At 60.9% G+C, this 26065-nt stretch carries 25 protein-coding genes and 1 other RNA gene; 10 read left to right on the top strand and 16 right to left on the bottom strand.

The features are described 5' to 3' along the window. Positions 1–41: 41 nt before the first annotated feature. Positions 42–1379, bottom strand: coding sequence for a Xaa-Pro aminopeptidase (gene pepP / locus C793_RS0101075; protein ID WP_017429092.1), 1338 nt, complete (start codon positions 1377–1379; stop codon positions 42–44). Positions 1380–1435: 56 nt separating this feature from the next. After that, entirely contained in the window at positions 1436–2014 is a 579-nt protein-coding gene (locus C793_RS0101080; RefSeq protein WP_017429093.1) for a UPF0149 family protein, read from the bottom strand. A gap of 210 nt (positions 2015–2224) precedes the next feature. On the opposite strand from C793_RS0101080, the gene C793_RS0101085 reads away from it, so the two are divergent. The 3 genes from C793_RS0101085 to C793_RS0101090 all read left to right on the top strand — a co-directional run bounded on the left by C793_RS0101085 (position 2225) and on the right by C793_RS0101090 (position 3486). After that, complete coding sequence (locus tag C793_RS0101085; RefSeq protein WP_017429094.1) at positions 2225–2521, top strand: cell division protein ZapA; 297 nt, start codon at positions 2225–2227, stop codon at positions 2519–2521. 91 nt (positions 2522–2612) lie between these two features. Next, positions 2613–2795, top strand: a non-coding RNA gene (ssrS, locus tag C793_RS14185) — 6S RNA. A 34-nt stretch (positions 2796–2829) separates the two neighbouring features. Further along, the gene (locus C793_RS0101090) at positions 2830–3486 is read left to right on the top strand and encodes a 5-formyltetrahydrofolate cyclo-ligase (protein ID WP_083871870.1); all 657 of its coding nucleotides are present in this window, start codon (positions 2830–2832) and stop codon (positions 3484–3486) included. A gap of 459 nt (positions 3487–3945) precedes the next feature. Here C793_RS0101090 and ilvA read toward each other — a convergent pair whose 3' ends face one another. After that, positions 3946–5460 carry a threonine ammonia-lyase, biosynthetic gene (ilvA, locus tag C793_RS0101100; RefSeq protein WP_017429097.1) on the bottom strand — a complete coding sequence of 505 codons (1515 nt, stop codon included), beginning with the start codon at positions 5458–5460 and terminating at the stop codon, positions 3946–3948. A gap of 190 nt (positions 5461–5650) precedes the next feature. Here ilvA and rpiA point away from each other — a divergent pair, with 190 nt between their 5' ends. Continuing rightward, the gene (gene rpiA, locus C793_RS0101105) at positions 5651–6325 is read left to right on the top strand and encodes a ribose-5-phosphate isomerase RpiA (protein WP_017429098.1); all 675 of its coding nucleotides are present in this window, start codon (positions 5651–5653) and stop codon (positions 6323–6325) included. Positions 6326–6333: 8 nt separating this feature from the next. On the opposite strand, the gene C793_RS0101110 is transcribed toward rpiA, so the two are convergent. The 3 genes from C793_RS0101110 to C793_RS0101120 are packed head-to-tail and all read right to left on the bottom strand — an operon-like array spanning position 6334 to position 10153. Then, a complete protein-coding gene (locus C793_RS0101110) occupies positions 6334–7617 on the bottom strand; it encodes a 3-deoxy-D-manno-octulosonic acid transferase (RefSeq protein WP_017429099.1) in 1284 nt (427 codons plus the stop codon). A 33-nt stretch (positions 7618–7650) separates the two neighbouring features. Further along, positions 7651–9081: a bifunctional D-glycero-beta-D-manno-heptose-7-phosphate kinase/D-glycero-beta-D-manno-heptose 1-phosphate adenylyltransferase HldE gene (hldE, locus tag C793_RS0101115; RefSeq protein ID WP_017429100.1), complete on the bottom strand. Its 1431-nt coding sequence runs from the start codon at positions 9079–9081 to the stop codon at positions 7651–7653. Further along, the gene (locus C793_RS0101120; protein ID WP_017429101.1) at positions 9071–10153 is read right to left on the bottom strand and encodes a glycosyltransferase family 9 protein; all 1083 of its coding nucleotides are present in this window, start codon (positions 10151–10153) and stop codon (positions 9071–9073) included. Before C793_RS0101120 ends, hldE begins: the two co-directional genes overlap by 11 nt. Here C793_RS0101120 and C793_RS0101125 point away from each other — a divergent pair. Continuing rightward, a complete protein-coding gene (locus tag C793_RS0101125) occupies positions 10152–10916 on the top strand; it encodes a 3-deoxy-D-manno-octulosonic acid kinase (protein ID WP_026106030.1) in 765 nt (254 codons plus the stop codon). The two genes, C793_RS0101120 and C793_RS0101125, sit on opposite strands and share 2 nt — an antisense overlap. A gap of 18 nt (positions 10917–10934) precedes the next feature. Here the strand turns inward: C793_RS0101125 and C793_RS14030 are convergent, their stop codons facing one another. The 5 genes from C793_RS14030 to C793_RS0101150 form a co-directional block, all read right to left on the bottom strand. Continuing rightward, positions 10935–11432, bottom strand: coding sequence for a hypothetical protein (locus C793_RS14030; protein WP_017429103.1), 498 nt, complete (start codon positions 11430–11432; stop codon positions 10935–10937). A gap of 470 nt (positions 11433–11902) precedes the next feature. Beyond that, the gene (locus C793_RS13280) at positions 11903–12502 is read right to left on the bottom strand and encodes a YrbL family protein (protein ID WP_017429104.1); all 600 of its coding nucleotides are present in this window, start codon (positions 12500–12502) and stop codon (positions 11903–11905) included. Then, positions 12496–13617: a glycosyltransferase gene (locus tag C793_RS0101140; protein ID WP_017429105.1), complete on the bottom strand. Its 1122-nt coding sequence runs from the start codon at positions 13615–13617 to the stop codon at positions 12496–12498. The genes C793_RS13280 and C793_RS0101140 overlap by 7 nt, the downstream gene beginning before the upstream one ends. Further along, complete coding sequence (locus tag C793_RS0101145; RefSeq protein ID WP_245550178.1) at positions 13614–14906, bottom strand: O-antigen ligase family protein; 1293 nt, start codon at positions 14904–14906, stop codon at positions 13614–13616. The genes C793_RS0101140 and C793_RS0101145 overlap by 4 nt, the downstream gene beginning before the upstream one ends. A 24-nt stretch (positions 14907–14930) precedes the next feature. After that, positions 14931–15680 (bottom strand): glycosyltransferase family 2 protein, encoded by a 750-nt coding sequence (locus tag C793_RS0101150; RefSeq protein ID WP_017429107.1) that lies wholly within the window; start codon positions 15678–15680, stop codon positions 14931–14933. 89 nt (positions 15681–15769) lie between these two features. Between C793_RS0101150 and C793_RS0101155 the strand changes: the two genes are divergently transcribed. Both C793_RS0101155 and C793_RS0101160 read left to right on the top strand, forming a co-directional pair. Beyond that, positions 15770–16813 (top strand): glycosyltransferase family 4 protein, encoded by a 1044-nt coding sequence (locus C793_RS0101155; RefSeq protein ID WP_017429108.1) that lies wholly within the window; start codon positions 15770–15772, stop codon positions 16811–16813. Between the two features lie 169 nt (positions 16814–16982). Continuing rightward, a complete protein-coding gene (locus C793_RS0101160; protein ID WP_169330540.1) occupies positions 16983–17798 on the top strand; it encodes a glycosyl transferase family 90 in 816 nt (271 codons plus the stop codon). A gap of 80 nt (positions 17799–17878) precedes the next feature. On the opposite strand, the gene rffA is transcribed toward C793_RS0101160, so the two are convergent. From rffA to C793_RS0101185, 5 genes are all read right to left on the bottom strand, one after another. Then, positions 17879–19018 carry a dTDP-4-amino-4,6-dideoxygalactose transaminase gene (gene rffA, locus C793_RS0101165; protein ID WP_017429110.1) on the bottom strand — a complete coding sequence of 380 codons (1140 nt, stop codon included), beginning with the start codon at positions 19016–19018 and terminating at the stop codon, positions 17879–17881. Next, positions 19005–19580: an acyltransferase gene (locus tag C793_RS0101170; protein ID WP_017429111.1), complete on the bottom strand. Its 576-nt coding sequence runs from the start codon at positions 19578–19580 to the stop codon at positions 19005–19007. Before C793_RS0101170 ends, rffA begins: the two co-directional genes overlap by 14 nt. Before the next feature lies 1 nt (position 19581). Then, positions 19582–20628, bottom strand: coding sequence for a TDP-N-acetylfucosamine:lipid II N-acetylfucosaminyltransferase family protein (locus C793_RS0101175; RefSeq protein WP_017429112.1), 1047 nt, complete (start codon positions 20626–20628; stop codon positions 19582–19584). 152 nt (positions 20629–20780) lie between these two features. Then, the gene (locus tag C793_RS0101180) at positions 20781–21770 is read right to left on the bottom strand and encodes an IS481 family transposase (RefSeq protein ID WP_017429113.1); all 990 of its coding nucleotides are present in this window, start codon (positions 21768–21770) and stop codon (positions 20781–20783) included. Positions 21771–22006: 236 nt separating this feature from the next. After that, positions 22007–22423 carry a VOC family protein gene (locus tag C793_RS0101185; RefSeq protein ID WP_017429114.1) on the bottom strand — a complete coding sequence of 139 codons (417 nt, stop codon included), beginning with the start codon at positions 22421–22423 and terminating at the stop codon, positions 22007–22009. Positions 22424–22619: 196 nt separating this feature from the next. On the opposite strand from C793_RS0101185, the gene C793_RS0101190 reads away from it, so the two are divergent. From C793_RS0101190 to C793_RS13285, 3 genes are all read left to right on the top strand, one after another. Beyond that, the gene (locus tag C793_RS0101190; RefSeq protein WP_017429115.1) at positions 22620–22928 is read left to right on the top strand and encodes a putative quinol monooxygenase; all 309 of its coding nucleotides are present in this window, start codon (positions 22620–22622) and stop codon (positions 22926–22928) included. Between the two features lie 143 nt (positions 22929–23071). After that, positions 23072–24397, top strand: a complete 1326-nt coding sequence (locus C793_RS0101195) for a UDP-glucose dehydrogenase family protein (protein ID WP_017429116.1) — start codon at positions 23072–23074, stop codon at positions 24395–24397. A gap of 53 nt (positions 24398–24450) precedes the next feature. After that, positions 24451–26052 (top strand): sulfatase-like hydrolase/transferase, encoded by a 1602-nt coding sequence (locus C793_RS13285; RefSeq protein ID WP_017429117.1) that lies wholly within the window; start codon positions 24451–24453, stop codon positions 26050–26052. The last annotated feature ends 13 nt before the right edge of the window (positions 26053–26065 follow it).

The following is a 26065-nucleotide window of genomic DNA, read 5'->3' on the forward strand; positions in this document are numbered from 1 at the left end:
ATGTAATTTACGTAATGATGGCTGAAACGAATATCAGTTGGTTACTGATTGGCCATTAACGCCTCTATATCAGCAGCCTGCTTGGGCACGCCGGCGGTCAATACCTCATGGCCATCGGCGGTAACGGCAACATCATCCTCGATGCGGATACCCGTCGCCCGATAAGCCTCGGGGATATCCTCGGCATCGGGGATATACAGACCCGGCTCCACGGTAAGCACCATTCCGGGTTCCAGCGGCAGCGGCGTGCCGTCGGCCCGGCGGTAGTTGCCCACATCGTGAACGTCCAGCCCCAGCCAGTGAGAGGTAGCGTGCAGATAGAAGCGCCGGTAGCTGCTGTCGGCAACGCGCTCGTCAACGCTACCGGACAGCAGCCCCAACTCGATCAGCCCCGCCGTCATATCGCGGACCACGTTCTGATGGATGCCATTCAGCGTAGCACCCGGGCCGATCGCGGCCACGGCATTTTCCAGAGCCTTCAATACCACGTCGTAAAGCTCGCGCTGCGGCGCGGTAAAGCGTCCCGAGACGGGAAAGGTGCGGGTAATATCGCCGGCGTAGAGGTCAAATTCGGCGCCTGCGTCAATCAACACCAGGTCGCCGTCATTGAGCGGGGCGCTGTTTTCCACGTAATGCAGCACGCAGGCGTTGGCGCCACCCCCGACGATGGTGCTGTAAGCCGGCCCGCTGCCGCCCTGCCAGACAAACTCATGCTCCAGCTCGGCCTGCAGCTGATACTCGAACAGACCCGGCCGACAGGCGCGCATGATGCGGCTGTGGGCGCGGGCGGAAATCTCGCCGGCATGGCGCATCAGGGCCAGCTCATCCGGCGTCTTGCGCTGGCGCATGGCGTGAATCAGCGGGCTGACATCGTGAAACCCGCTCACGGGAGGAAGCCCACGGCGACCGCCGGTGGCCGCTGCGTATGTCTGCTCGGCCAGTGCCATGGCCTCCGGGTCATCAAAGGCAACGTAGAGCTGCTCGCGGCCCTCCAGCAGCGCGGCCAGCTGCGACTCGCGCTCGGCGTTTTCAAAGGCTTCATCCACGCCGTGTTCGGCGACCATACCAGCGGCGCCCAGGCGGCGGCCGGTCCAGGCTTCCCATAGCGGGTCGCGATCCTGGCAGAACACTACGGCTTCGCCGGCGTCGCGGCCGGGCAGCAAAAGCAGCAGCGCATCGGGTTCGACAATGCCGGTCAGGTAGTGGAAGTCGCTGTTCTGACGAAAGGCAAACTCGCTGTCTTTCGAGCGTGTTACCAGCGAGGCGCCGGGCATTATCACGGCGGCGTCGGCGGGCAGCCGGGCCATCAGCGCGGTACGACGCGTGGCGTAGGCATCGGGGGTGATCGCCGCCGGTCGCGGCAGGGACTCGGGTAGCATGAAGGCTCCTGATGGGTGAAAGGCCGACAGCCTGCTGAAGGCGTCGGATGGAGAGGTTAATGAAGGCTGGCGTCGCTTTGCTCAACCTGAGGCTGGCCCGGGTGCTGTTCGGTATACAGCATCATGGCGGCCATGCGGGCGTGCTCGGTCAGCGCAAATAGATCGTTTTCATTCTCGGCGCTGGCCTCGATATCGGTTTCCATCCGACTGAGCGCCGGCAGGTCATCCAGCGCGTCGCACAGCGGCGATGACCACTGCTGGCGCAGGTCGTCGTCCACGGTGTCTTCGAGCACTTCAAGAAAGCCCAGCGTCCATTCCTGGAGGCCGCGCGCCTGCTCGGCCAGCGAAAACAGTTCGTCGGGCAGCAACGGGGCATAGTTCATGTCGTTGGCGCTCAGAGCGTCCAGCGTCTGACGGCGCCAGCCCAGCAGACGCTCGGCACTGGCCGAATCCTGCGGCTGCTCAATGCCCAGGCTGGTACAGACCTCATCCAGCCACTGCTCGGCAGTGGCGTCCTTGAGCGCCAATAGAGCGCATAGCCGGCCGTCCAGAAAGGCCGGCGACTGCATGCTGCCGTGGAGCAAAAAGACGTCGGCAACATCGGAAAAATCCTGGCGTTCATCGATCAGAGACATACAAGGGCGATCCGTTTGGCAGGGTAAGATGATGATGGAAAGGGCACGCTCACGGCACCCGCCGGCGTGCGCGTTGACCCCGGCGCGGCGGCTCTCTTATAGTTAAGCCGCTTGTCTTGCCCGGCAATCCGCCGGACCAAGCCTCGCTTTACGTGCCCATCCGGGCATGTTAACGCATAGATTCCCTGATGGCCTGCGCTGGAGTAATGGATGAGTGACGCCAAGCGTCCAACCACGGAAATCGCCCTGCTGGGCAGGCACTACACCATTGCCTGCGACCCGGGCGCGGAAGACAAGCTGTCGCGAGCCGCACGCTACCTGGATCGCGCCATGCAAGGCATCCAGTCGCAAAGCTCGGCGCTGAGCAATGACCGGGTGACGGTCATGGCCGCGCTGAATATCACCCACGAGCTGCTGGAAGCGCTGGACGAGCGCAGCGACCGTGAAGCCGAGCTGACTCGCCTGGGTGAACGCCTGGATGAAGCGCTGAAGGATCGCCAGCCATAGCGCATCGCTCCATCCTGGCGCCCTGGCTCGAGCGGCCCTTTTCTCGGGCTCCCGGGCTTTGGCCCGGCCATCGGCTCTGGTAGGATTAAGGTGTTCTCTGGGATGTGCGCCAGTTGCTACAGTCCCTCGAGCCTATGCGCTATACCCAGGGAGGCCACGCTAGCCGGACCCGTGTGCATGTCCGTGCGACGGAAAGCCTGACGGTTCGGCTGAGGCCTCCCGACCTGAACCTTTAGGTTCAGGGCAATGGCAACAGCGGCATTCCGGAGAACCTGCCCACCACACGCCTTGCCGGTAGTGATCACCCCATGCCAGCCAATCCGGTTACGCCCGCTACGCGACACTCCTCCGCGGTACCGGCCCCCGTTGCCGATTCGACCAAGCCGACCTTGCGCCGCGAACTGAAACGCCGCCGCCGGGCACTCTCATCACGACAGCAGCGCGCCGCTGCCGCTCGGCTTTGCCGCCGGTTGAAAACCCTGCCCGAGCTGCAACGCGCCCGGCGTATCAGCCTGTATCTGCCTTTTGGCGGCGAAATCGACCCGCAACCGCTCCTGCCCTGGCTGTATCGCCGCGGGGTCAGCGTCTATCTGCCCGTACTGCGGCCGCTGGCCGATAACGCCCTGTGGTTTGTGGCCTACCGCCCTGATACGCCGATGGTTCGGAATCGCTTTGGCATTCGTGAACCGGCGGCGGCATTCAGCGCGCGCCGCCAGAACCGCCTGCCGGCCTGGGCGCTGGATACTCTGATCGTACCGCTGGTGGGATTTGACGCCCGCGCCAACCGCATGGGCATGGGCGGCGGTTTTTACGACCGCACCCTGGCCTTCATGCGCTATCGGCGCCCGGCACCGACGCTCATCGGCGTAGCCCACGCCTGTCAGGAAGTGGAAACACTGCCGGTTGAGCCCTGGGATATCCCCCTCGGCGCGATTGCTACCGATGCCGGCATCGTCCGCCGTTGAAGCGCGTTCGTCGCTATCGCATGGCGGTATTGAGATGAAAAACGATATTAAAAAAGCGGCATTGAAAAACGGACATTGAAAAACGGGCTGCGCCCTGGAGGCGCAGCCCGTTTTCACTTATTGGCCAGATACAGGCCTCGGTCGTCGTTTAGCTGCCGGACAGGGCCTGAGCATATCCCGTGGCCAGAATGCCCAGCAGAAAGACTACCGTAAGTGCCGTAATCATGTCCGGCTTTTTGCGACGCATACCGCTTCTCCAGGAAAATGGATCCGGCCTAGCGCCGGACCTTGACAACATCATGACCGTCGGCAGGCGCTATATGATTTTCCTATGAGCCTGCCGTCGTATTAACCATGACTATAAGCTGCCTGGGCGGTCGTTGACAACGTCGAAAATGAGCATCAAATCGCTATTTTGTGCACAACGGCGCAGATCGAGGCGCGAACAGCGTTTCCAGCTCAGGCCATGAAGAGGCGATAGGCCGGATTATCGCTTTCCTGCCAATAGCGGTAGCCAATGGCGTCGAGATGCTCTTCCACATGATCGCTGTCACCGTTGGAAACCTGCATGCCCACCAGTACGCGGCCATAGGCGGCGCCGTGGTTGCGGTAGTGGAACAGCGAGATATTCCAGTTGTGGGGCAGTTTGGTGAGGAAGTTCATCAGCGCGCCCGGACGCTCGGGAAACTCGAAACGGTACAGCTCTTCCGGCACGTCGGCGCTGGGGCGACCGCCGCTCAGGTGACGAATATGCAGCTTGGCCAGCTCGTTATCGGTGAAATCCTCTACCTGATAGCCCGCCTCCTGGAGCTTCCGAATCACCGCCTGGCGATCGTCACCACCGGGCTTGACCTGCACGCCGACAAAAATATGCGCCTCGCTGTCATCGGCGTAGCGGTAGCTGAACTCGGTAACCATCCGCTTGCCCAGGGTACGGCAGAACTTTTTGAAGCTCCCGGGCTTCTCGGCAATGGTGACGGCCAGAATCGCCTCGCGCTGCTCGCCCAGCGAGGTACGCTCGGCAATATGCTGCAGGCGATCAAAGTTGGTATTGGCGCCGGAGTTGACACACATCAGCGTTTCGCCCTGGGCACCGGTCTGCTGAATATATTTTTTCAGTCCGGCCAACGACAGCGCGCCGGAGGTTTCCGATACCGCCCGCGTGTCTTCAAAAATATCCTTGACCGCGGCACACATCTCATCGGCGGTCACGGTGATGACATCGTCCACGAGATCTTTCATGACCGCGAACGGCACCTCACCCACCTGAGCGACCGCGACGCCCTCGGCAAACACGCCCACCTGATCCAGGGTAACGCGCCGGCCGGCGTCCAATGCAGCCTTGAGGCTGGCGCTGTCCTCGGACTCCACGCCGATCACCTTGATCTCCGGGCGCAGATACTTGATGTAGGCGGCCACCCCGGCGATCAGTCCGCCGCCGCCCACGGGGACAAAGACGGCATCCAGCGGGTCGGCATGCTGGCGCAACATTTCCACGGCCACGGTTCCCTGGCCGGCGAGGACATCAATATCGTCAAAAGGGGGAATGTAGGTATAGCCGTGCTCTTCCACCTGCTCACGGGCGTGCTCGGCGGCCTCGCTGAACGCATCGCCCTTGAGCACCACTTTGGCGCCCCGGGCACGCACCGCCGCGACCTTGATTTCCGGGGTGATGCGCGGCATTACAATGGTAGCTTTCACCCCCATGCGAGTGGCCGCCATGGCCAGCCCCTGGGCATGGTTGCCGGCCGAGGCAGCGATCACGCCCCTGGCCTTCTGCTCATCGGTCAGCTGCGCCATCTTGTTGTAGGCGCCGCGAATCTTGAACGAATACACCGGCTGCAGATCCTCGCGCTTGATCAGAATGGTGTTACCGAAGCGACGTGACAGAAAAGCAGCAGAGGAAATCGGCGTCTCGCAGGCGGCATCATAAACACGGGCCTGGAGAATCTTCTTCACGGTAGCTTCGAGCATTCTGGTATCTCACGGATAGAAGCCGCACGCAGGCGGAGTTAAAGAGGAGGACTCGGTTTTTTGTAAACAATTCGGGTAGCCCGCTATTGTTAGCAGACTGTTACCGGGCGCGTCCAGCATCGGCAGCGCGGCATCGTGGCGCTATACTATGCACTTCACCGCCCCGATGATCTTTCGACCAGAGGCTTGCATGACCCAGGACGAACTCAAGGCTGCCGTCGCCGACGCCGCCATCAAGGAAATCGAACCCTCGCTGGACAGCAACACCGTGCTCGGTATCGGCACGGGCTCTACCGTCAATCTCTTTATCGACCGGCTGGGGCCACTACGCGACCGCTTCCAGGGCGCGGTGGCCAGCTCCGAGGCCAGCGCCGAGCGCCTCAAGGCATGGGGTATCGAGGTGTTTGAGCTTAACAGCGTCGGCACCCTGCCGTTTTACATCGACGGCGCCGATGAAGTCAGCGATCACTTACGAATGGTCAAGGGCGGCGGCGCGGCCCTCACACGGGAAAAGATCGTGGCGGCGTGCGCCGAGCGTTTTATCTGCATCGCCGACGCCTCCAAATATGTCGCGCAGCTGGGCGATTTCCCCCTGCCCGTCGAGGTCATCCCCATGGCCCGTTCCTACGTGGGACGCGAGCTGGTGAAGCTGGGCGCCAGCCCGGTGTACCGGCAGGGAGTCACAACGGATAACGGCAACCCGATCATCGACTGCTACGACTTCATGATCGACGATCCGCTGGCGATGGAAGCCCGGCTCAACGCCATTGCCGGCGTCGTCACCAACGGACTGTTCGCTGCCCGGGGCGCCGATGTACTGCTGCTGGGCAAGGACGACAGTGTGGAACGAATCGCGGGGCAATAACCGGTGCATTACCGTGCTTCCGGCGAAAGCTGCCGACCCAGCCCGCTCAGGGTGCGCTCGAGGGTGCCGCGCTGTTCGACAACGACCTGCTCGCCGGCCTTCCCCCGCCGGCGGGTTTCGTCGGGGTTTTCAAAAGCGTCAATCAGCGCCTCGGCCAGACCGGCGGCATCGGCTACAGTTGCCAGCGCCCCGGCGGCTTCCAGCGGCACGGCCACGTCGCTGAAGTTCTCCAGCGAAGGGCCGGTCAGCACCGGCCGCCCGAGGCTCGCCGGCTCGACGACGTTCTGCCCGCCCAGCGGCACCAGGCTGCCGCCGACGAAGGCGATGGCGCCGGCGGCGTAGAGCGCGCCCAGCTCGCCCAGAGTATCGCCCAGATACACCGCCGTTTCCGGCGTGACCCGCTCTTCCAGGCTGCGCCGAGCGGTGTCAAAGCCTGCCGCCCGGCACTCGTCGGCCACAGCATCAAAACGCTGGGGATGGCGCGGCACCAGCACCAGCAATGCGTCGGGGTAGCGCCGGCGCAGCGTTTGATGCGCATCCAACAGCGCGGCTTCCTCGCCGTCGCGGGTCGAGCCTGCTACCCACACCGGCCGCTCGCCGATAGCGGTGCGCAAGCCCTTGCTTACCTTGTAAACACCGGCATCCCGCGTCACCTCAAACTTCAGCGACCCCACCACGTCGATACGCTCGCGCGCCATGCCCAGCGCGGCAAAGCGCTCGGCATCGGCACCGGACTTGGCCGCCAGCCAGCTGACATTGCCCAGTGCCTGGCCCATCAGCGAGCGAATACGCCGATAGCGGTCAAAGGCCCGCGGCGATAGCCGGCCGTTGACCACCGCCACCGGCACCTCGGCGCGGCGGCAGGCGTGAAGCAGGTTGGGCCACAGCTCGGTCTCGAACATTACCGCCAGCGCCGGGCGTACCCGGGCAACAAAGCGCCGCGCGCTGCCCGGCCAGTCCAGCGGCACAAAGCGGTGTATCAGCCGCTCTCCCGTCCCTTCGGGTAACCGGTTGGCAAGCGCTTGCACCTGTTCGCCCCCGGTGGCGGTCATGGTGGTGACCAGCAGGCGGTAGCCTACGTAGCGTTCCAGCAGCGCCTCGATCAACGGGCGAGCGGCGCGCACCTCACCGACAGAGGCGCAATGCAGCCAGAGCGTAGGCAGGCCCTTTGCATCAGGCAGATTCAGCCCCAGGCCCAGCCGCTGACGACGCGGATAAGTGGGCAACCACTCACGCCACACGCGCTTGATAATCAGCGGTGCAAGCGCGTAGAGCGCGGCAGAATAGGCCATTCGGGAGCAGGCAAGGCGCGGCCGGTGAGTCATCTAGCGGCCACGGCTGCGGATAGTGTCGATCATCGCCGAGGTGGAAACGCCGTCTTCAAAGCTCAGCACTTTCACCTCGCCGCCATTGGCACGCACGGCCTCACCGCCGGCGATATCCTCGGGGCGGTAGTCGCCGCCCTTGACCAGCACGTCGGGGAGCACCGTCTCGATCAGCGATTGCGGGGTGTCCTCGCTGAACGGCACCACCCAGTCCACCGCGCCCAGCCCGGCAAGCACCTGCATGCGCCGTTCGAGGGGGTTGATCGGGCGATCGTCGCCTTTCAGCCGGGCGATCGAGGCGTCGTCGTTCACCGCGACCACCAGCCGGTCACCCAGCGCGCGCGCCTGCTCCAGGTAGGCGACGTGCCCAGCGTGGAGGATATCGAAGCAGCCGTTGGTCATCACCACGCGCTCACCCCGGGCCTGGGCGGCGCGCACCGCATTGACCACCGGCAGCTGCTCCACGACGCCGAATTCGCCCAGCGCATCGCCGTGCAGCGCGGTGTACAGCTCGCCCAGTGAGAGCGTCGCGGTGCCGGGCTTGGCCACCACCAGCCCGGCGGCCAGGTTGGCCAGCGTCATGGCATCGGCAAAGTCGTGCCCGGCAGCCAGCGCCAGCCCCATCATGCCAATCACGGTATCGCCGGCGCCGGTCACGTCGAACACTTCGCGAGCCCGGGTGGGCAGATGCAGCGGCGGCTCGCCTGCGCGGATCAGCGTCATGCCCTTATCGCTGCGGGTGATCAGCAGGGCTTCCAGATCAAGCTCGGCGCGCAGGGCTTCGCCCCGCTCGGCCAGCTCGGCGTCGGTCTCGCAGCGGCCGACGATGGCCTCGAACTCGCTCAGATTGGGTGTTATTAGACTGGCACCGCGGTACTTGCTGAAGTCGGTACCCTTGGGATCCACGAGCACCCGCTTGCCCGCCCGACGAGCGGCCTCGATAAAGGTTTCGACGCGGTTGAGCGTGCCCTTGCCGTAGTCCGACAAAACCAGCACATCATGCTGAGCCAGCGCTTGCCGAGTGTGATCCACCAGCTCGGTGGTATCCACGTTATCCAGGCGCTGCTCGAAGTCGAGGCGCAGCAGCTGCTGGTTACGGCTCATCACCCGCAGTTTGGTCATCGTGGGCACGGCGGCGCTTTGCTGAAAGTAGGTGCTCACTTCTGCCGTTGCCAGCTGCCCGGCGAGCATACTGGCGTTGTCGTCGTCACCCACCACGCCAGCCAGCCCCGCGCTTGCCCCCAGCGAGGCAATATTCAGTGCGACGTTGGCCGCCCCGCCGGGACGGTCGTCGGCGTCTTCCACCCGTACTACCGGCACCGGCGCCTCGGGAGAAATCCGCGAGGCCGGCCCGTGCCAGTAGCGATCAAACATGACATCACCCGCGACCAGTACGCGAGCCTGTTCCAGGGCGCTTAGATCAACGTTCATCGGTCGTCCTTCCGGTGTGTTCGAGTAGCGCTTCCAGCCTGGCCACGACCTCGCGGGTCTCGATGAGCCGCATGGCGTCGGCGTGACGCACGCGCTGCCCCCAGGACACATCCCCGACGGCTTTATGCAAATAGGTGCGCACCGCCAACGGATAGGCATTGACCGCAAAATCACGCCAGCAATACGGCGCGGCGCGCTGCGGATTGGTCGTCGCAAAGAGCCCCAATGTTGGTGTGCCCAGGGCATTGGCCATGTGTACCGGACCGGTATCCGGCGCAATCACCGCGCGAGCGCGTTCCAGCAGCGCCAGCATTCCCTTGAGTGAGGTAGCACCGACGGCGTTGATCACGCTTTCCGGCTGGCACAAGGCCTGTATCTGCTCGGCGGTTTCCTGCTCGATGGTGCTGGGGCCACCGGTCAGCACGCTTTTCAGGCCGTGCTGCACCCAAGCGTGCTCGATCACGCTGGCATAGCCTTCGACCGACCAGTTGCGAAAATTGCGCAGCCGCACGTTGCTGCAAGGGTTGATCACCAGGTACGGCGCCTCACCACTAAGCTGGCGGGCTTCGTCGTACGCCTCCGGCGGCACCGGCAGGTGCCATGCCAGGCGATCGTCTTCGATCCCAAACGCCCGAGCAAAGTCCATGAACGATTCCAGCACGTGCGCCCGGGGATGCGGCGCCAATCGGTGGCCGGTGAACCAGTGCTGGCAGTCCTTGGCCCGTGCCTTGTCAAACCCCAGCCGAGCATCAGCCTTGAGGCCCAGGGACAGCACGCTGGCGCGCAGGGCCTGCTGCATGTGCAGCAGCACATCAAAGCGAGTATCGGCCAGCTGGCGCCACAGCGCGCGCATCCCCGCGAATCCGCTGGCCTTGTCATAGACCACGAAGTCGACGCCGGAAAGCCCGGTCAGTAAACTGTGCTCCCCCTTGCCAATGATCCAGGTAATACGAGCCTCGGGCCAGCGGCGCTGCAGCGCGCGTATCGTCGGCACGAGATTGCACGCATCACCCAGCGCGGAAAGGCGCAGAATGGCAATATGGCGGGGATTGGCAGGCAGAGAGGACGTCATGCGCTTAGCGGCACTCCGGCAGAAAAAAAGTCTGATACTACACGATGCCGACATTCTATGTGAGGCGCCATGTTTGCGCCAAAAACAACGGCCAAAAACCTGTTCCCGCCACCCCCAGCCGCTAACGCCGGACGACTTCTCTCCGGCTATCTGGCATGCGCGCGGGCTGGTGATCGGCGAAGCGCCCGGGCGTGGCAGCAGCCTCTTCGTCGCCCCCTGCCCCGATAGCAACATGGAGTGGACACTGCGCCCCTACCGGCGTGGCGGGCTGATAGCCAGGCTGAGCGAAGATCGCTACCTGTGGGCCGGTGCCGAGCGCACCCGCGCCTTTCGCGAAATGCGCCTGACCGCTGAACTCTTTAGCCAAGGTCTGCCGGTGCCCCGCCCGGTGGCCACCTGCGTTACCCGCCGCGGGCTGACCTACGAGGCAACGTTGATCACCCGGCGCATTGCCGGCGCTCGGGCGCTGGCAACGCTACTGAAAAACAACGACGCCACCCCCGAACTCCTGGAACGGGTGGGGCAAATGATCCGCCGCTTTCACGACACCGGGCTCGACCACGTCGATCTCAACGCCCGTAACATTCTTGTCGACGCCGACAGGACACCCTGGCTGATTGATCTCGACCGCTGCCGATTGCGCGCATCAGGAAAATGGCGCCGGGCCAACCTCGCGCGTCTCGAGCGCTCGCTGGGCAAATTTGCCGTGCCGGATGCAGCAGCGCGCGCCTTCGACCGGATCAGGGCAGGCTACCGGGGCTAGACCGCAGCCGGCGGCAATTCACGCTGGATCCAGAGCGCCGGGCGCCGTCTCCGGCGTGCAATTCGGCAAGGCGGCAGCCACCCGCGCCAGCGCCTCGGCGCCCCGAACACCCCGCGTGACACCCTGCCACCAGTCGCGGTGAACGGCCTTTACCTTGACCGGAATGGTCGGTAACCCCAGGTACTGCGCCATCGCCAGTCGGTGCAGCCCGCGATTCAACTTGATCAAGCGCCCTTCGCGACTAACCGCCACGCCCAGCTCGTCCTTGCCTTTATGATAATCAAAGCCGTTGCACGCCATATCATCCATGAACTGCAGATAAACGCGTAAAAACGTCAGAATGCGTGTTTCCGAGTCGAGCAACAGGCCCTGCTGGTGCGACGACCACGGGTGGCCCGCGACCAGGCGCGCGTTAAAATGTGAAAAAGCCCCACTACCATCGAGATTATCGCGATGCGCTACCAGGTCGCTGATAAAGCGATAGCGCGACCCCTGGCGCAAGTCACCGCGCCGCAAGTCCCAGTCTCCCTTCCAGATAAACGTCGATGAAGAAGGCCGCTGTTGTTTGGCAAGCCCGCGCCAATCGCGAATACGCAGTAGTTCACGCGGATTTACCCGGACGACCAGACTATCACCCTGCGCGTACTCGACGGCCCGACGCGGAAGCCCCCCGACGCTCGACCCATCGGCTCCCCGGACCATCCTGCTGCCACCAGTGCAGCAACAGTCGCTCAAAAGGGACGCCGACTCTTGCCTGAAAGCCTTCACGAAGCGACGCCTGCAGGCGCGCGTATTGCACCGGCCAGTACATCCGGGCATCAGCCAGCGACGCAAAGGCGGGATCACTATTGGGCGGTAGGGGGAACTGTCGTGACATTGTTTATTCCATCAGCAACCAGGGGCATAGAGGCACGGGGGCTGGCGAAAAGCGGTCATCACCGGCCAGGTTATTTCCGCACGGCGGTGGCGATTTTGCCGTAAAGACTCTATGTAGGCGGCCGCCCCTGATTCCGGGCAATGTCTCTGGCAACGTGCGGCATCACCGTTTTGGCCATGAAGCGATCCCACTTGCGGCGAATCTTGCGTCGCCCCAACCAGGGAATATATTCCGGCAGCGGAATCACCTCCGAGGCGCCCAGGCCGTCGATGAGCATGACCGTGGTGGCGTCATCGCGCTCGATAACCATCAGGTTGCTCATGACCAGGTCGCAGGGAACGACGTTATACGCCAGCAGGTAGGCCCTGAGTGCGTCCAGCCCGGCCCAGAAACGTTCGATTTGCACGGACGTCAGCGGCTGCTCCAGGTAATCCCCCACGTTGGGCGGCAGCGCGCCCCTCTCGTCAAGCACCAGCTCCTGCTCGATGCCAACCATGTCGCCCATTTCCACCGCGCCGTAAAACTCGGGGATAAGCGTAAATGGCACCCCGCGGCGCTTGAGGCGGGCAAAATAGCGCCGCTCGCGGCGGGTCTGCTTGGCCTTATCGCGCCGGCTAAGCTTGACGCAGCGCGCGGGGTCGTCGGGGTCTTGATAGCAGAGGCGCTCATCGCCCCGTCCCACGACGTTCCACTCGGTCACATTCAGCATCGCCGAGCCTGCTTCTGCCGGTACACGTCCACAATACGCTGGTAGTTTTCCTCCATGATGGCATCTATATCCAGCGACAGCGCCAGCTCCCGGCAGCGCTCGGCAAGCGCCGCCTCGCCCTTGCGCCCCGCCCAGTGCGCCATGGCCGCAGCCAGCGCTTCAATATTCGCGGCCCGGTCGATGACCGTTGCGACCTCCGGCGTGACCACCTCTTTCGCTCCGCAGCTTTGGGTCGTCACCACCGGCGTGCCGCAGGCAAGCGCTTCCAGCACGGTAAAGCCGAAGGGTTCGTAATGCGCCGGCAGCAGGTAGCAATCCGCCAGCACAAAGTAGCGTTCGGGCGATGACTGCTCGCCGAGAAAACGGCACTTGTCCGCGATCCCCAAGCGCCGCGCGTACGCCTGGTAGTCCGCCTCGTGGGAGTCACGCCCCACCACCAGCAGCGTGGCGTTAATAGCCAGCCGGGCGAAGGCCTCAAGCGTGGAAGCCAGGCCTTTACGCTGATAGCCGGTGCCCAGAAACAGGAATACGGGCCTCTCATCGGCAAGTTCCAGCTCGCCGGCCAGCAGCCGGGCATCATTACACCACCGTTCAGGGTCAAAATGACGGGTATCAACAAAATTGTGGATCACCGAGCGTCTTTCCGTGGGCACAGCGTAAACATCGGCAATTTCTTCGTCGCTTTGCCGGGAATTGGACACCACATGGTAATACGCACCGGGCGCCATCGCTTTTGCCTCAATACGCGCCGCCACCCTGTCTTTTCTGCGCCAGCGACGCCGGTAGCGGGACGCCATATGATTATGGATAGTGCCACCGCCAATGCGCAGCATATCGTGAGTCCAGGTTTTGCCCAGCCCGTAGACCAGGTCGTAATCCGCCGCCTTGACGTGGCGCTCCACCGCCCTGGCAAAGCGCCACATTCGCTGAGCCTTGCCCACACTGAACGAGCGCAGGCATACAAATCGTATAGCCGGATGCGACGGTGCTACATGAGAACGGCAAATAATCGTCACATCCTCACCGCGCTCGGCCAGATAACGCGATAGCGCATTGAGAAAGCGCTCGGTACCCCCGGAGGCAGCGTGGCGCATATGGATCAGCGCGATTTTCATTGACCTGTCCTCATGTCGACTGTCTCTGTGGCGACTAATCCATATTGACGATAACTTCGCAGGGTACCCCACCAGATCACCAGCCAGAACGCGTATACCATGACACCGCTATTATGGTTGAAACCGGCCTGGGTAAGGCTGAAATCCACATGAGCTACGCACAGCAGCGCCCCGGCTGTAGCCAGCGAACGCAGGCCGGGATCCTCATCTCCGAGATATCTGCAGAAAAGACGCAAGGGCAGGAAAAAGAGCAGTAACAGAGCGATCAAGCCAGGCACCCCCTGCTTGGCCAGCGTATCCAGAAACTGGTTATGCGCGTGGCCGTAATTAGCCACCCCAGGGTGAACCACTCCGCGTTCCGTGAGGTCCATTACGCCGTCGCGATAGCCACTATCTCCCCAGCCCATTAGCGGCTTGTCCGCTATCAAGCGGACCGCGCCCTGCCACATCTCGAAACGCAACCCAACCGAGGTATCCTGTTTTTTGCCGCTGACATATAGAGCAACATCATCTATCGCCTGAGCCACCCGTTGCTTGACCCCGGTCTGCGGCAACTCATAGGCCACCCATCCCATGGCCAGCACCACGGCTAATGCCGCGAGCTTTACCTTGAGCGACATGCCTTTGCCATAAGCGCGGTACAGCACCCAAAACACCAGCGGCAAACCCACCCAACCGCCCCGGCTGCCGGATAACAGCGAAGCCAGAATACCGCTCGCGGCGCCCAGCCCCAGCAGTGCCACCCAAACCACGCGACGGCAGCGCTGCCACGCCCAGCCCAGCCCAGCCAAACAGAAAACACCCAGCAGCAGGCTGATATTGCCAAACTGAATAGGGTGCATATAGCCATAAGCCCGCGCAGCACCTTGGCCATGCTGATAAAAGGCAAACCCGGCCGCCCCCACGGCGCCAAGCACCAACCCCGACCAGATCGCCGCCAGTTTGGGCGGGTAGGCCATCAACCAGAGCAGTACCGGCAGCGCCAGCCAGAAGCGCAGTGGCCGGTCCACCGAGTTGATACTCTGACCGTGCCACAGCGCTCCAGCCACCACCACGGCGGTATAGGCGCACAGCGCCAGAATGAACAACCAGTCGTCGCGACAGGGCCGCAGGCCTGGGCGCCACACCGCAAGCGTTGCGCTTGCCAGCAGCAGGAAGAGAGGGCCCAGCGAATAGCCCGAAGGGGCTACCAGGGATAGGCCAGCGAAAAGAAAAACGGCAGCACTGGTCAGCCAGCACTGCCACACACTTGTGCCGGAATCAGCCATTGGTAAAGCGGCATGGGTCATGAGGACAGAATATCCAGAGCGCGGTTACAGGTTGCGGACGCGGCGTTTCATGTATTTCCAGAACACGCCGTTGGCGTTGGCCACGGCGATTACCAGCCCACGCCAGCCGTCGAGACAGCCACGCTGCAGCAAGTAGGTGCGCAAGAAGGCAAACGCGGTTTTGAGTACAATCACCGCGACAGGATATACCCGTAACGTATCCGAACGCGCGCGAATTCCCGAATAACGATTGATCTTGTCCAAAAACTGGCCCAATTCGGTAACGGCCAGGTGGCTGAGGCAGCCGTTCAGACGCAGAGTCTGCGCAGTGGTCGATACCACCACCGACTCGTGTACCATGGCATCGTTGAAGTTATGCTGGCGCCGGTGAAATACGCGCACCAGCCAGTCGTTGCCCCAGCCCGCATGGCGCACGGGCCGGCCCAGCAGCCAGTTTTCTCGATGCACTTCTACCACCTGCTGCTCTTTAGCCCCGGGCAGCCACCCGGCCAGCGACTCGAGCAGCCGGATATCCGGCGCTTCATCGGCATCCAGGGACAGAATCCAGTCGTGACGGGCCAACGATACCGCATGGCGCTTTGTCGGACCGAAGCCGAAAAACTCCCCCTGATGGAGCGAGACATTGGCGTAGCGCCGGGCAATATCCAGGGTGTCGTCGTTGGAGCCGTTATCGTAAACCACCACCTCGCCGACGCCGTCGAGCGCGTCCAGGGTGCGCGCCAGAGTCGCCGCCGCGTTACGCGTAATAACCACGGCACTTAGCTCAGCCAGCATGTCAAACGTCCTGTCAGGATAGGAAGCTGATGCTACTATAGCCGCCATTAGCCCTACAAACGCCATGACTAATATTCTGCGAGGCGTCCTTGCACATCATCCATGCCAATCTGGCCCGCGGGTTTCGCGGCGGCGAGCGACAAACCGTGCTGTTGATTCAGGCGCTAGCCAACAAACCCGGCGTGGCGTACCAAACGCTGGTGTGCCGGCCGGACTCGCCGCTGCGCGCGGAGCTTGCACAAACGCCCGGCGTGCGTTTTGTCAGCGCCTCCCATCAGCTGGCCGGCCACCGCCGAGCCAGGCGCGCTACCCTGGTGCACGCTCACGAGGCCAGAGCCGTGCACTGGGCCTGGCTACACCACAAACTGTACCAAACGCCGTACCTGATAACTCGGCGGGTAGATACGCCGATCAAACAAAAGCGCAGCAACCGCGCCTTTTATCGTAACGCCTACCGCTGCGTGGCGCTGTCCCGGGTCATCGCTGCCAAAGTGCAGCCGTTTACTCCGCACCCGGTGGCACAAATTCCCAGCGCTTTTACCCCGCTGGCACCGGATCCCGACGTTGCCAAAGCCTTTCGCGCCCGCTATCCCGGACGCTTTCTCGTCGGCCACGCGGGTGCCCTGATCGACCGCCACAAAGGGCAGCGGGTGCTACTTGATGCCGCTCGCAGGCTGCGCCACACCCAGCCGGACATGCGGTTCGTGTTTTTTGGCCGTGGGGAAGACGAGATTGCCCTTAAGGAAGAAAGTGCCGATATGGATAACGTCATCTGGGCCGGGTTCAAGCCCAACATCGGCGACTATCTGCCGGCACTGGACGCCTTTGCCTTTCCTTCGCGTAATGAAGGGCTGGGCTCGGTGTTATTGGACGTCATGCGCGCCGGCGTTCCCGTGGTGGCGAGCAAGGTCGGTGGCATTCCGGATATCGTTCGCGATGGTGAAACGGGGCTGCTGTTTACGCCCGGCGACGACGAAGCCCTTGCCAGCAATCTGACCCGGCTACGCGACCCGGCGCTACGTCAGTCGCTGACGCGAAACGCCCACATGCGGCTATCCATCTATTCGCCCGAGGCCATGGCCAATGCCTATCTGGCGCTTTACCGTCCTCTTGCTCAATCCCGTACTGTTTAGTTGTCTTTGCCCAATGATGAATGGAAAGTATGCCTACCAGTCGCACAAGCTGAAATTTTATACGGCTGGCCTACTGGCTGCCTTACTCCCGCGCGGCCTATTCCGCCGCCGCCGCCGGGCGCTGCTTGCCGCCTTTGATACCCTCCCCACTGCCGAGCAGGAGATCATCATGGCGCGGGTGGCCTATTATAACCGGCTGGATGAGCAGGTCCCGCTTGCCGACGACGCCACGCTCAACCGAGACTTTGCCATTCGCTCGAAAAAATCCACCTACCACCTGGACTTTTATCACGTAGCCAAGCACTTCACTCCCGCGGCCAGCTACCACTATCGCTTCGGAGACAAGACGTTTGTGCCTGAGATGCCTACTTTCGTCAAAAGTCGGCCGATTCATGGCGATAACCGCAACTCTATACTGCTCAAGCTTGATAGCGTGCGTCATTTTTACACGGTAAAAGACTCTTGGCGCTACGACGATAAAAAAGATGGACTGGTATGGCGAGGCGCGGCCACTCAGCCCCACCGACGGCACTTTCTTGAACAGTGCTACGGCCTGCTCCGCTGCGACGTCGGCGCTACCGACGACAAAGCGGAAACCGCCACCTACCGTGAGCCGTTCATGGCCATCGAGCAGCAGCTGGAGCACAAATTCATCTTCAGCATCGAGGGCAACGACGTGGCCACCAACCTGAAGTGGATCATGGCGTCCAACTCGCTGTGCTTTATGAAGCGCCCGATTTTTGAGACCTGGTTCATGGAAGGCACGCTGGTGCCGGGCTACCACTATGTCGAAGTTAAAGACGACTTCTCCGACATGGACGACAAGATTGACTACTATCTGGCCCACCCCAACGAAGCCAAAGCTATTATCGATAATGCCAACCGCTACATCGACGCGTTTTTTCAGCCTCGCCGTGAAAGACTCACCGCGCTAATGGTGTTTGAACGCTATCTGGCGCGTACCCAACGTTCGCCGGACGCTTAGCGCTCCATACGAGATCGCCACGTCGTCGCGCTGCTCATAATGACAAGTAGCAGGCAGTGGGCTGAAAAACCACTGCCCCCTCACGCCTCAGCAATAAAGAATCGTTCGATCGCCTCAGCCACCACGTCGATGTCCGCCTCCCCTATGCCATACCACAGGGGCAGCCGCAGGAGCCGCTCGCTTTCTCTTGTCGTATGCCGGTCAGCGCCGGCAAATCGCCCGGCCTTCCTGCCCGCAGGCGAAGAATGCAGCGGCACATAGTGGAAAACCGCCATCACGCCGCAGTCCTTCAAGTAGCCGATCAGGCGCTGCCTTTCTTCCAGATTAGCCACCTTGAGATAGAACATATGGCCATTATGCCGGCAATCGGCGGGTATCATGGGCAGAGAAAAAGCGTGCTTTTCTGCAAGCGGTTGCAGCTTTTCCCAATAGCAGGACCACGCTCCCAGTCGCTGCTGGTTTATTTCGTCAGCCTTTTCCAGTTGCCCCCAGAGGTAAGCCGCCTGAAGCTCGCCGGGCAAATAGCTGCTTCCCGTATCTACCCAGGTATATTTATCCACCTGGCCGCGGAAAAACTGGCTTCTATTGGTACCTTTCTCGCGTATAACTTCAGCCTTTTCCACAAAGCGGGCGTCATTGATGATCAGCAGCCCGCCTTCGCCGCCGCTGGTATAGTTTTTGGTTTCATGGAAGCTATAGGTGCCCAAGTGCCCGATGGTACCCAGCGCCCTGCCTTTATATTCTCCCATCATGCCCTGGGCAGCGTCCTCGATGACCAACACGCCCTGCTCCCGAGCCACCGCCATTATCCGGTCCATATCGCAGGCCACGCCGGCATAGTGCACCACCACGATGGCCTTCGTTTTGTCCGTCATGGCCTCTCGAACCCGCTCGGCATCAATATTCATCGTCTCCTGCTGCACGTCGACGAACACAATGTTCGCACCGCGCAGGGCGAAGGCATTGGCCGTGCTGACAAACGTATAGCTCGGCATGATGACTTCATCTCCCGGAGCAATACCCGCCAGCATGGCCGAAATTTCCAGCGCGGCAGTACAAGAAGGCGTCAGCAGCGCCTTGTGGCAGGGCAGGTGCGTTTCGAACCACTGCTGGCACTGCTTTCCGAAAGAGCCGTCGCCGGATATCTTTGGGCTACGCATAGCCTGGATGACATAGGGCTCTTCGTTACCGGTGTAAGGAGGAATGTTAAAGTTGATCACTCTGGTAAAACTCCTGCAAAAACTGCCGCTCCAGATCCAGCATGTCTTTTTTTCTGTTTTTGATTTTCCTTGCCGGGCTGCCTACATAAATTCCCCAAGCTTCCGTACTCTTGTTCACCAATGACATGGCACCCACGGAACATCCCTCGGCAATATCCACGCCCGGCATTACAGCGGAGCCGGCGCCCACAATGACATGTTTGCCAAGCGTCACTCGGGAGAAGACTTCCTGTTTAAACTTTTCGGGCACATTCGAGTTCGTCAAAGTTTCCCCGCTATAGTCATCGGTCTGCGAGAAAACTTTCACACCGTAAGCCAACGTGCAAAAATCATCCATTTTAATGCCCGGTTTTCCGCCCGCCACGAGACACATTGGGGTAATATGGCAAAATCTTCCGATCTTGACTCTGCCGGACACAACGCAGAAATCATCGATACGGCTATTATCGCCCAGTTCGATTTCATCGCAGTCGTAGATATTTGCTTTATCGCTTATCCTGATATTATTACCAATCTTTTTAAATCCCATTGCTTCGAGGGCTTGCTGCGATAAGTAAGCCATGCTATCTCCCGAAAATATCCCTGAGCTGGTTTATTAGCCTTTCCTGGGAGAAAACCTCCCTGACCCGGGCTACGTTTTTCTCCCTTTCTTCGGCAGACAGCAGCTCAAGAGAAAAATTCTCCACGTCGAAGCACGCTATTTCCAACCGATCGAAAAGTTCCTTGTGCGCAACTCCCTCTCTTAAATAGACCGTCTTCCCCATTCCCAGCAGGGTGATAATATTGCCCATGGCCTGCTGCCTTTTGTGGTTGAACACGGCAATATCGATGGAAGCCAGTATCCGGTAGTATTCTTGCAGTGGTAAAAAATCACGCAAGGCCGTTACCTTCTTGCCGAATATCACCTTTCCTTCCTGCTGCACCTTCACGGCATTTTTGGCATTACCGTAAGAAAGAGGGACGTATAAGTGAATATCATTTTCTTTGTAGGGAGCAATCTTGTCGAAGGCATCCGCATGGTTATTAGCCGTGTCTGACGAGTTGCCCACCTGAATATTGATCCTTCCCTCGGCTTTCTCCTCAAGCTTATACGCCTTGTATAAATTGCTTGGGTATATCAGGCATTCGTGATAAATACCTTCCGCGCCATACCACTGTCTTGCCAGAGCCACATCGCCTTCCACGTAGGTCACCAGGTGGCCCATCTTCTTTATGACCGGTCTTCTAAAGAACTCGCGCTTTTTCCAGCCTTTCTTGTGCCGGGCGGTTTTATACAGGTAAAGGTCACTCCCCCATATAAGCCAATAGCATTTTTTCAACACCCAGGGCATGAAAAACAGGAGTTTCTCTATTTTCTTTTTTGACAACCCGTGGAGTATGATCCTTTCTGCCCGATGCATGTAAAAAGCAAGGCGCATATATCCCAGAAAGTGGCTTAGTGCTCCCTGCGGGATCTTTTCGACCGACTGAGTCTGCCTGACAGGGTGCTGTTGGTGATCACCAATCAGAAAAAACAGGTGTTCATCCAACCCCATATACTCTTCCACAAAAGAAATAAAGCTGGGTATAAACTTGTCCGTATTGCATACGTGTAATATTTTGCTTTTCATGGTTATATCCAACATCCTGATCAGACGCTAATAAAAAAGAAGGCCCAAAAGCCCGAAACCGCAAGCTTTTAGGCCTCTATTCGCGACCGTTGAGCAACCAGCATGCTTGCCCTGCTTACCTCAAGACAAGTGGCAAAAGATTCCGTAGACCTCTAAGTGTCGGGTCCCGTGTGATTAACAACCCGCTTGGTAAATAACTCAGGTCGCTTGGCCTGCCACTCCTTCATCGCCGCAATCGGTGATTGATGATGCAGTGCCTTCTGCGAGATGTGGTGATTGTACAGCCAAGCGTAGCGTTTGAGCGTCTGCTCCAGATCCTCGCCTGAGGTATAGCGCCGGGTGGCCAGCACGTCGCTGATGCGGCCGTTGAACCGTTCTACCATACCGTTCGTCTGCGGCCTTCCCGGCTTGATCAGGCGATGGTCGATACCATGGGCCTGGCACTCCAGATCGAAGGGATGGCGGCCGCTGGGCCTGCGCTCACCTGCCCGCGTGAAGCGATCGGTGAACGACTTGCCGTTGTCAGTCAGCACCGTCTGGATCGTGAAGGGCGCCTTTTCCTCCACACACTTCATGAACGCCTTGGCATCCCTGGCGGACTGGCTGCGCCTGACTTCCAGATAGACCCAACGTGTGGCACGGTCGATGGCAACATATAGGTAGCGCTTTTGCTCCTCGTCGGGCATCTGGGGCAGGTGCTTGATATCGACATGCACATACCCAGGCTCGTAGTCCTTGAAGGGCTTGTGCCGAGGCTTGCCATCATCTCCGGCATCCTGACGGGCCAGTTCCGCGAGTGTCGGCACCTCACGGCGCTTAAGCATGCGATGCAAGCCGGAGCGTGACAACCGAGGATTCAGAAACTCACGTGCCACGACGAGCAAGTCATCCAGACCGAGGCGCAGGAACTCGCGAGCGGCGATCAGCACTTCCTCCTGCTCGGACGTGAGCGTAGCCAGCAGGTTATGGCGTGTATGGGACCGATCATGAACATCGTCGCGGTACCGCCAACGGCGTATCGTCGAATCACCAACACCGTACTGGCGCGCCAACTCGCTATCGCTGATGCTGGCGGGCGCTGCCTGGATGTCAGCACGGATCTTTGGTGTGGTGGTGGCCTGCTTATGCAGCTTGATGTCCATGTCTCTGCTCCCGGATGAACTGCTGTAGAAGCTCTCTTGCTATCAGCAGAGGGTAACTTCTATCACTCATTTGATCATCAGGGACCCTACATCTAAGAAAGGAAGCTCATCGGGATCATACACTGCGCGCCTGCTTTCCGCGACTTATCCCCCCGTATCACCTTCGTTCACGTCACTTACTGGCAACTTACGAAAAAGTATTTGCTATTTTGTAAGGAAAGACGGTAGCACGGCTTTCAACCACCGGCTTCGCTGAACGTCTGGCCGGAGACGCTGGGGTGGTACAGCGGCTGGACGCTGTTGCCGTCGGGGTCGAGGCAGTAGAAGCTATAACCGCCATCACCGTGTTCATGGGGCTCGCGGGATACCTTGATACCCTGCTCAACCAGATAGTCGTACCACTTGTCGACATCAGCCTTGTTGTCGACCACAAAGCCGAAGTGGTCGAGGCGCTGAGGATTGCTGCCGGTATCCTGTTTGGCGCGAGCGAGCGAGAAATTATCGTTGCCCAGCGTCAGGTAAACGAGGTTTTCGTGGGCGCGGCGCAGCAGCGACATGCCCAGCACATCGGTATAGAAACGCTCGCAGGCTTCCAGGTCCTGCACCTGCAGGGCGATATGGCGCATGCCGTTAAACGCGGGTGGACGTTGCATGAATTCTCCTGTGATTTGAAACCCTATGAGTTGAAACCCCGTGAGTTGGAATCCTGTAAGTTGAAACGCAGGGGGCTTTTGGTGGAAAATTGCCGTTACCGAACATTTGTGGAAATATTTTCCACTACCTCTTACCTAGAAGATATGGGCCGCCAGTCCGGCCGTCAACCGGTAGTTTTCAACTCAGGGAGTCAACATGTACTGCATTATTGTTCAGACCCAGCTCAAACCCGGCAAGCGCGAAGCGTTTTTGCGCGCCATGCTACCCAACGCCGAGGCCTCCGTACGTGAAGAGCCGGGCTGCCATGTGTTTGACGTGCTGGAAGACCAGGAAAATCCCGACCTGATTCATCTGTACGAAATCTACGCCAGCAAGGAAGCGCTTGCCGAGCACAAGACCACCGAGCACTACAAGGAAAGCCGCGCGGTGGTTAACGATCTGATCGCCGAGCAGAACGTGATCAAGGCCGACGTGCTGGCAGCCAACCACGCATCCCAACACTGAGCCCTTGCGCTCCGGCCACGCACCTGGCCGGCGACGATGAACAAGACGGCACGGGCCTTTACGGGTCGTGCCGTTTTTTTGTCTGCGTGATAAGATTTTTACCGTTATTCACGTGCGCTTATCACTTCAGACAAGGTCACAACATGGACATTAGCGTTTTCGGCAGCGGCTATGTCGGGCTGGTTGCCGGCGCCTGCCTGGCCGATGTGGGCCACCAGGTTATCTGCATGGACGTTGACGCCGCGCGCATCCAACGTCTTGAAGCCGGGGAAGTGCCCATTTTCGAGCCCGGCCTGGAAGGGCTGATCCAGGACAACGTGGCCGCCGGCCGGCTGCGCTTTACCACCGATACCGCTCTGGCCGTTACCCACAGCGAAGTGCTGTTCATCGCCGTAGGCACGCCGCCGGACGAAGACGGTAGCGCTGATTTACGCCACGTGCTTACCGTGGCCGGAAGTATCGGCGAGCACATGAACGGCTACAAGCTGATTGTGGACAAATCCACCGTGCCGGTAGGCACCGCCGACAGGGTCCACGCGGCGGTGGCCAAGGCGCTCGCCGAACGCAACGAGGCGCTGCCCTTCGACGTTTGCTCCAATCCGGAATTTCTCAAGGAAGGCGCGGCAATTGACGACTTTACCCGAGGCGCACGGATTATCGTGGGTACCGAGAGCGAGCATGTAAAAGAGCGCATGCGCGCCTGCTACGCACCCTACAACCGCAACCACGACAAGCTGATGTTCATGAGCGTACGCGCCGCCGAGCTGACCAAGTACGCGGCCAACGCCATGCTCGCGACCAAGATCAGCTTCATGAACGAAATCGCCTGCCTGGCCGAACGGCTGGACGTCGATGTAGAAGAAGTCCGTCGTGGCATGGGCAGCGACCCGCGCATCGGCTATCACTTCATCTACCCGGGCTGCGGCTACGGCGGCTCCTGCTTTCCCAAGGATGTTCAGGCCCTTGAGCGCACGGCCCGGGAACACGATTACCCAACGACACTGCTCAGCGCGGTGGAAACGGTCAACTACGCCCAGAAACGCACCCTGTTTGCCAAACTCGAAAACGCACTGGGCAACCTGGCGGGCAAAACTATTGCCGTCTGGGGGCTGGCGTTCAAGCCGGATACCGACGACATGCGCGAGGCTCCCAGCCGCGAACTGATGGAAGCCCTGTGGCAGGTTGGTGCCAATGTGCAGGCCTTCGATCCCGAAGCCATGGCCGAGTGCCGGCGGATTTACGGCGAACGCGACGATCTGGTGCTCACTTTCGACCGCATTCAGGCCATCAAGGGCGCCGATGCGCTGGTCATCTGTACCGAATGGAAAGCATTTCGCAGCGTCGACCTGCACTGGCTGGCCGCTGAGCTTAACGATCGACTGGTTATCGACGGACGCAATCTGTATCAGCTGGACAGTGCCGCAGAAGCCGGGCTGCGTTACATCGGCGTCGGTCGTCAAAGCGGCTGATCAACATGCTGCCCGACCGCGCACGACGCACTCTCCAAGGAAGCCGCTTGCCCATGTCTGCCCGCTTGACGCCCGTGAACTGGATACCGACCACCGCGCTCGGCCTGGGTCTGGGTTACAGCCTGATCACCCTGACGCGCCTGCCCTGGTGGTCGCTGCCGTGCGTGGCCGTACTCGCCGGTGCGCTGGGCTTGAAGCTGCGGGCAGGCAGCGGTGCCGGTGGCTATCGCAAGGCCTGGCCCTGGTCGCTGGTGCCGCTATGCCTCTGGGGGCTTTACGTCTATCTCGCCGACAGCTTTGGCAACGTGGACTTGGGCGCCGTCTTTTTTCATATACAGGCGGGTATTACCGACCACGGCGGCAGCGAGCGCCTGGTCGCGGCAGGGCTCTATTCATTGTCCATGCTGGGACTGCTGGGCGCCTTTACCTGGCTGGTACGTCACGACTCGCGCCTGCGACGTATCGAGCCGTTGATTGCCCTGGCGCTGCTTGTCGGCAACCCGCTGCTGCTGGGCGTGGGGCAGCGCAGTGCGGCGGTGGTAACCGAAGACGGCGACTGGCTGGACAGCCACTACGAGGCGCCGGTGATTCACCGCCAGGAGGATCCGCCCAACCTGCTGATCCTGTACCTGGAAAGCCTGGAACGCACCTACGGCAACCCTGAATTCGGTGATGCCTACGACGACCTGCACGCGCTGGGCAAAAAAGGCGTCGTGTTCGAGGGCGTGGAGCAGACCAACAACACCGGCTGGACCATGGCCGGGATGATCGGCAGCCAATGCGGCACGCCCCTGATGCCGGCCGGGCTGGTGCACGACCGCCAGTTTGAACCCCTGGCCGAGGTAGTGCCGGGCGTTGACTGCCTGGGCGACCTGCTGGATGACCAGGGCTATCGGCTGAGCTATCTCGGCGGTGCCAGCAAGGCCTTTGCCGGCAAGGGTCGTTTCTACGAAGGCCACGGTTTTGACAACGTCCGCGGCCTCGACGAACTCAAGGAAGGGCTTGAAGATCCCGCCTATATCAATGACTGGGGGCTGTACGACGACACCCTCTACGACTTGACCGCCGACGAGATCGAGCGCCTGGATGCCGACAGCGATGCTCCCTGGGGGGTGGTCAACATCAGCCTTGCCGGCCACGCGCCGGTGGGCTTTCCCGCTCGCAGCTGCCGCGAGCGCCAGGGCGAGTGGGACGGCGAAGATATCCTCTATTCGGTCAAGTGTTCCGCCTGGCTGGCTCGCCAGCTGGTCGAGCGGCTCGAGGACGACGGGCTGCTGGACGATACCCTCGTCGTGGTGGCCAGCGATCATCTGTCCATGCGCGTCTCGGTGTGGGATCAGCTGGTCAGCCTGCCGCGGGAAAATACCTTCATGTTGCTGGGCAACGGCCTGGAAACCCGGCGGATTTCCCGGCGCGCCTCGATTGTGGACCTCTTTCCCACGATTCTCGACGCCCTGGGCTATCCGCCCTCACACCACCAGGCCGGGCTCGGCGTCTCACTGCTGCAACCGGATACCCATACGCTGCTGGAGCGCTATGGCAAGGAAAAGATCAACGCCCGGCTGCTGGAAGAAAACGGCCTGCAGCACCGCCTCTGGGAAGGACTGGCGCCCCGGCGCCGGGACGCCGATTCCTCGGCGGATGAATCCCGCTAGCGTGCTCACCGGC

Origin of the sequence: Vreelandella jeotgali Hwa (assembly GCF_000334215.1) — a bacterium.
Taxonomy (GTDB): domain Bacteria; phylum Pseudomonadota; class Gammaproteobacteria; order Pseudomonadales; family Halomonadaceae; genus Vreelandella; species Vreelandella jeotgali.

Coding starts and splice junctions, on each gene's coding strand:
- pepP (WP_017429092.1), bottom strand. CDS start 1,379: ATGCTACCCGAGTCCCTGCCGCGACCGGCGGCGATCACCCCCGATGCC.
- C793_RS0101080 (WP_017429093.1), bottom strand. CDS start 2,014: ATGTCTCTGATCGATGAACGCCAGGATTTTTCCGATGTTGCCGACGTC.
- C793_RS0101085 (WP_017429094.1), top strand. CDS start 2,225: ATGAGTGACGCCAAGCGTCCAACCACGGAAATCGCCCTGCTGGGCAGG.
- C793_RS0101090 (WP_083871870.1), top strand. CDS start 2,830: ATGCCAGCCAATCCGGTTACGCCCGCTACGCGACACTCCTCCGCGGTA.
- ilvA (WP_017429097.1), bottom strand. CDS start 5,460: ATGCTCGAAGCTACCGTGAAGAAGATTCTCCAGGCCCGTGTTTATGAT.
- rpiA (WP_017429098.1), top strand. CDS start 5,651: ATGACCCAGGACGAACTCAAGGCTGCCGTCGCCGACGCCGCCATCAAG.
- C793_RS0101110 (WP_017429099.1), bottom strand. CDS start 7,617: ATGGCCTATTCTGCCGCGCTCTACGCGCTTGCACCGCTGATTATCAAG.
- hldE (WP_017429100.1), bottom strand. CDS start 9,081: ATGAACGTTGATCTAAGCGCCCTGGAACAGGCTCGCGTACTGGTCGCG.
- C793_RS0101125 (WP_026106030.1), top strand. CDS start 10,152: ATGCGCTTAGCGGCACTCCGGCAGAAAAAAAGTCTGATACTACACGAT.
- C793_RS0101120 (WP_017429101.1), bottom strand. CDS start 10,153: ATGACGTCCTCTCTGCCTGCCAATCCCCGCCATATTGCCATTCTGCGC.
- C793_RS13280 (WP_017429104.1), bottom strand. CDS start 12,502: ATGCTGAATGTGACCGAGTGGAACGTCGTGGGACGGGGCGATGAGCGC.
- C793_RS0101140 (WP_017429105.1), bottom strand. CDS start 13,617: ATGAAAATCGCGCTGATCCATATGCGCCACGCTGCCTCCGGGGGTACC.
- C793_RS0101145 (WP_245550178.1), bottom strand. CDS start 14,906: ATGACCCATGCCGCTTTACCAATGGCTGATTCCGGCACAAGTGTGTGG.
- C793_RS0101150 (WP_017429107.1), bottom strand. CDS start 15,680: ATGCTGGCTGAGCTAAGTGCCGTGGTTATTACGCGTAACGCGGCGGCG.
- C793_RS0101160 (WP_169330540.1), top strand. CDS start 16,983: ATGGCGCGGGTGGCCTATTATAACCGGCTGGATGAGCAGGTCCCGCTT.
- C793_RS0101170 (WP_017429111.1), bottom strand. CDS start 19,580: ATGGCTTACTTATCGCAGCAAGCCCTCGAAGCAATGGGATTTAAAAAG.
- C793_RS0101175 (WP_017429112.1), bottom strand. CDS start 20,628: ATGAAAAGCAAAATATTACACGTATGCAATACGGACAAGTTTATACCC.
- C793_RS0101180 (WP_017429113.1), bottom strand. CDS start 21,770: ATGGACATCAAGCTGCATAAGCAGGCCACCACCACACCAAAGATCCGT.
- C793_RS0101185 (WP_017429114.1), bottom strand. CDS start 22,423: ATGCAACGTCCACCCGCGTTTAACGGCATGCGCCATATCGCCCTGCAG.
- C793_RS0101190 (WP_017429115.1), top strand. CDS start 22,620: ATGTACTGCATTATTGTTCAGACCCAGCTCAAACCCGGCAAGCGCGAA.
- C793_RS0101195 (WP_017429116.1), top strand. CDS start 23,072: ATGGACATTAGCGTTTTCGGCAGCGGCTATGTCGGGCTGGTTGCCGGC.
- C793_RS13285 (WP_017429117.1), top strand. CDS start 24,451: ATGTCTGCCCGCTTGACGCCCGTGAACTGGATACCGACCACCGCGCTC.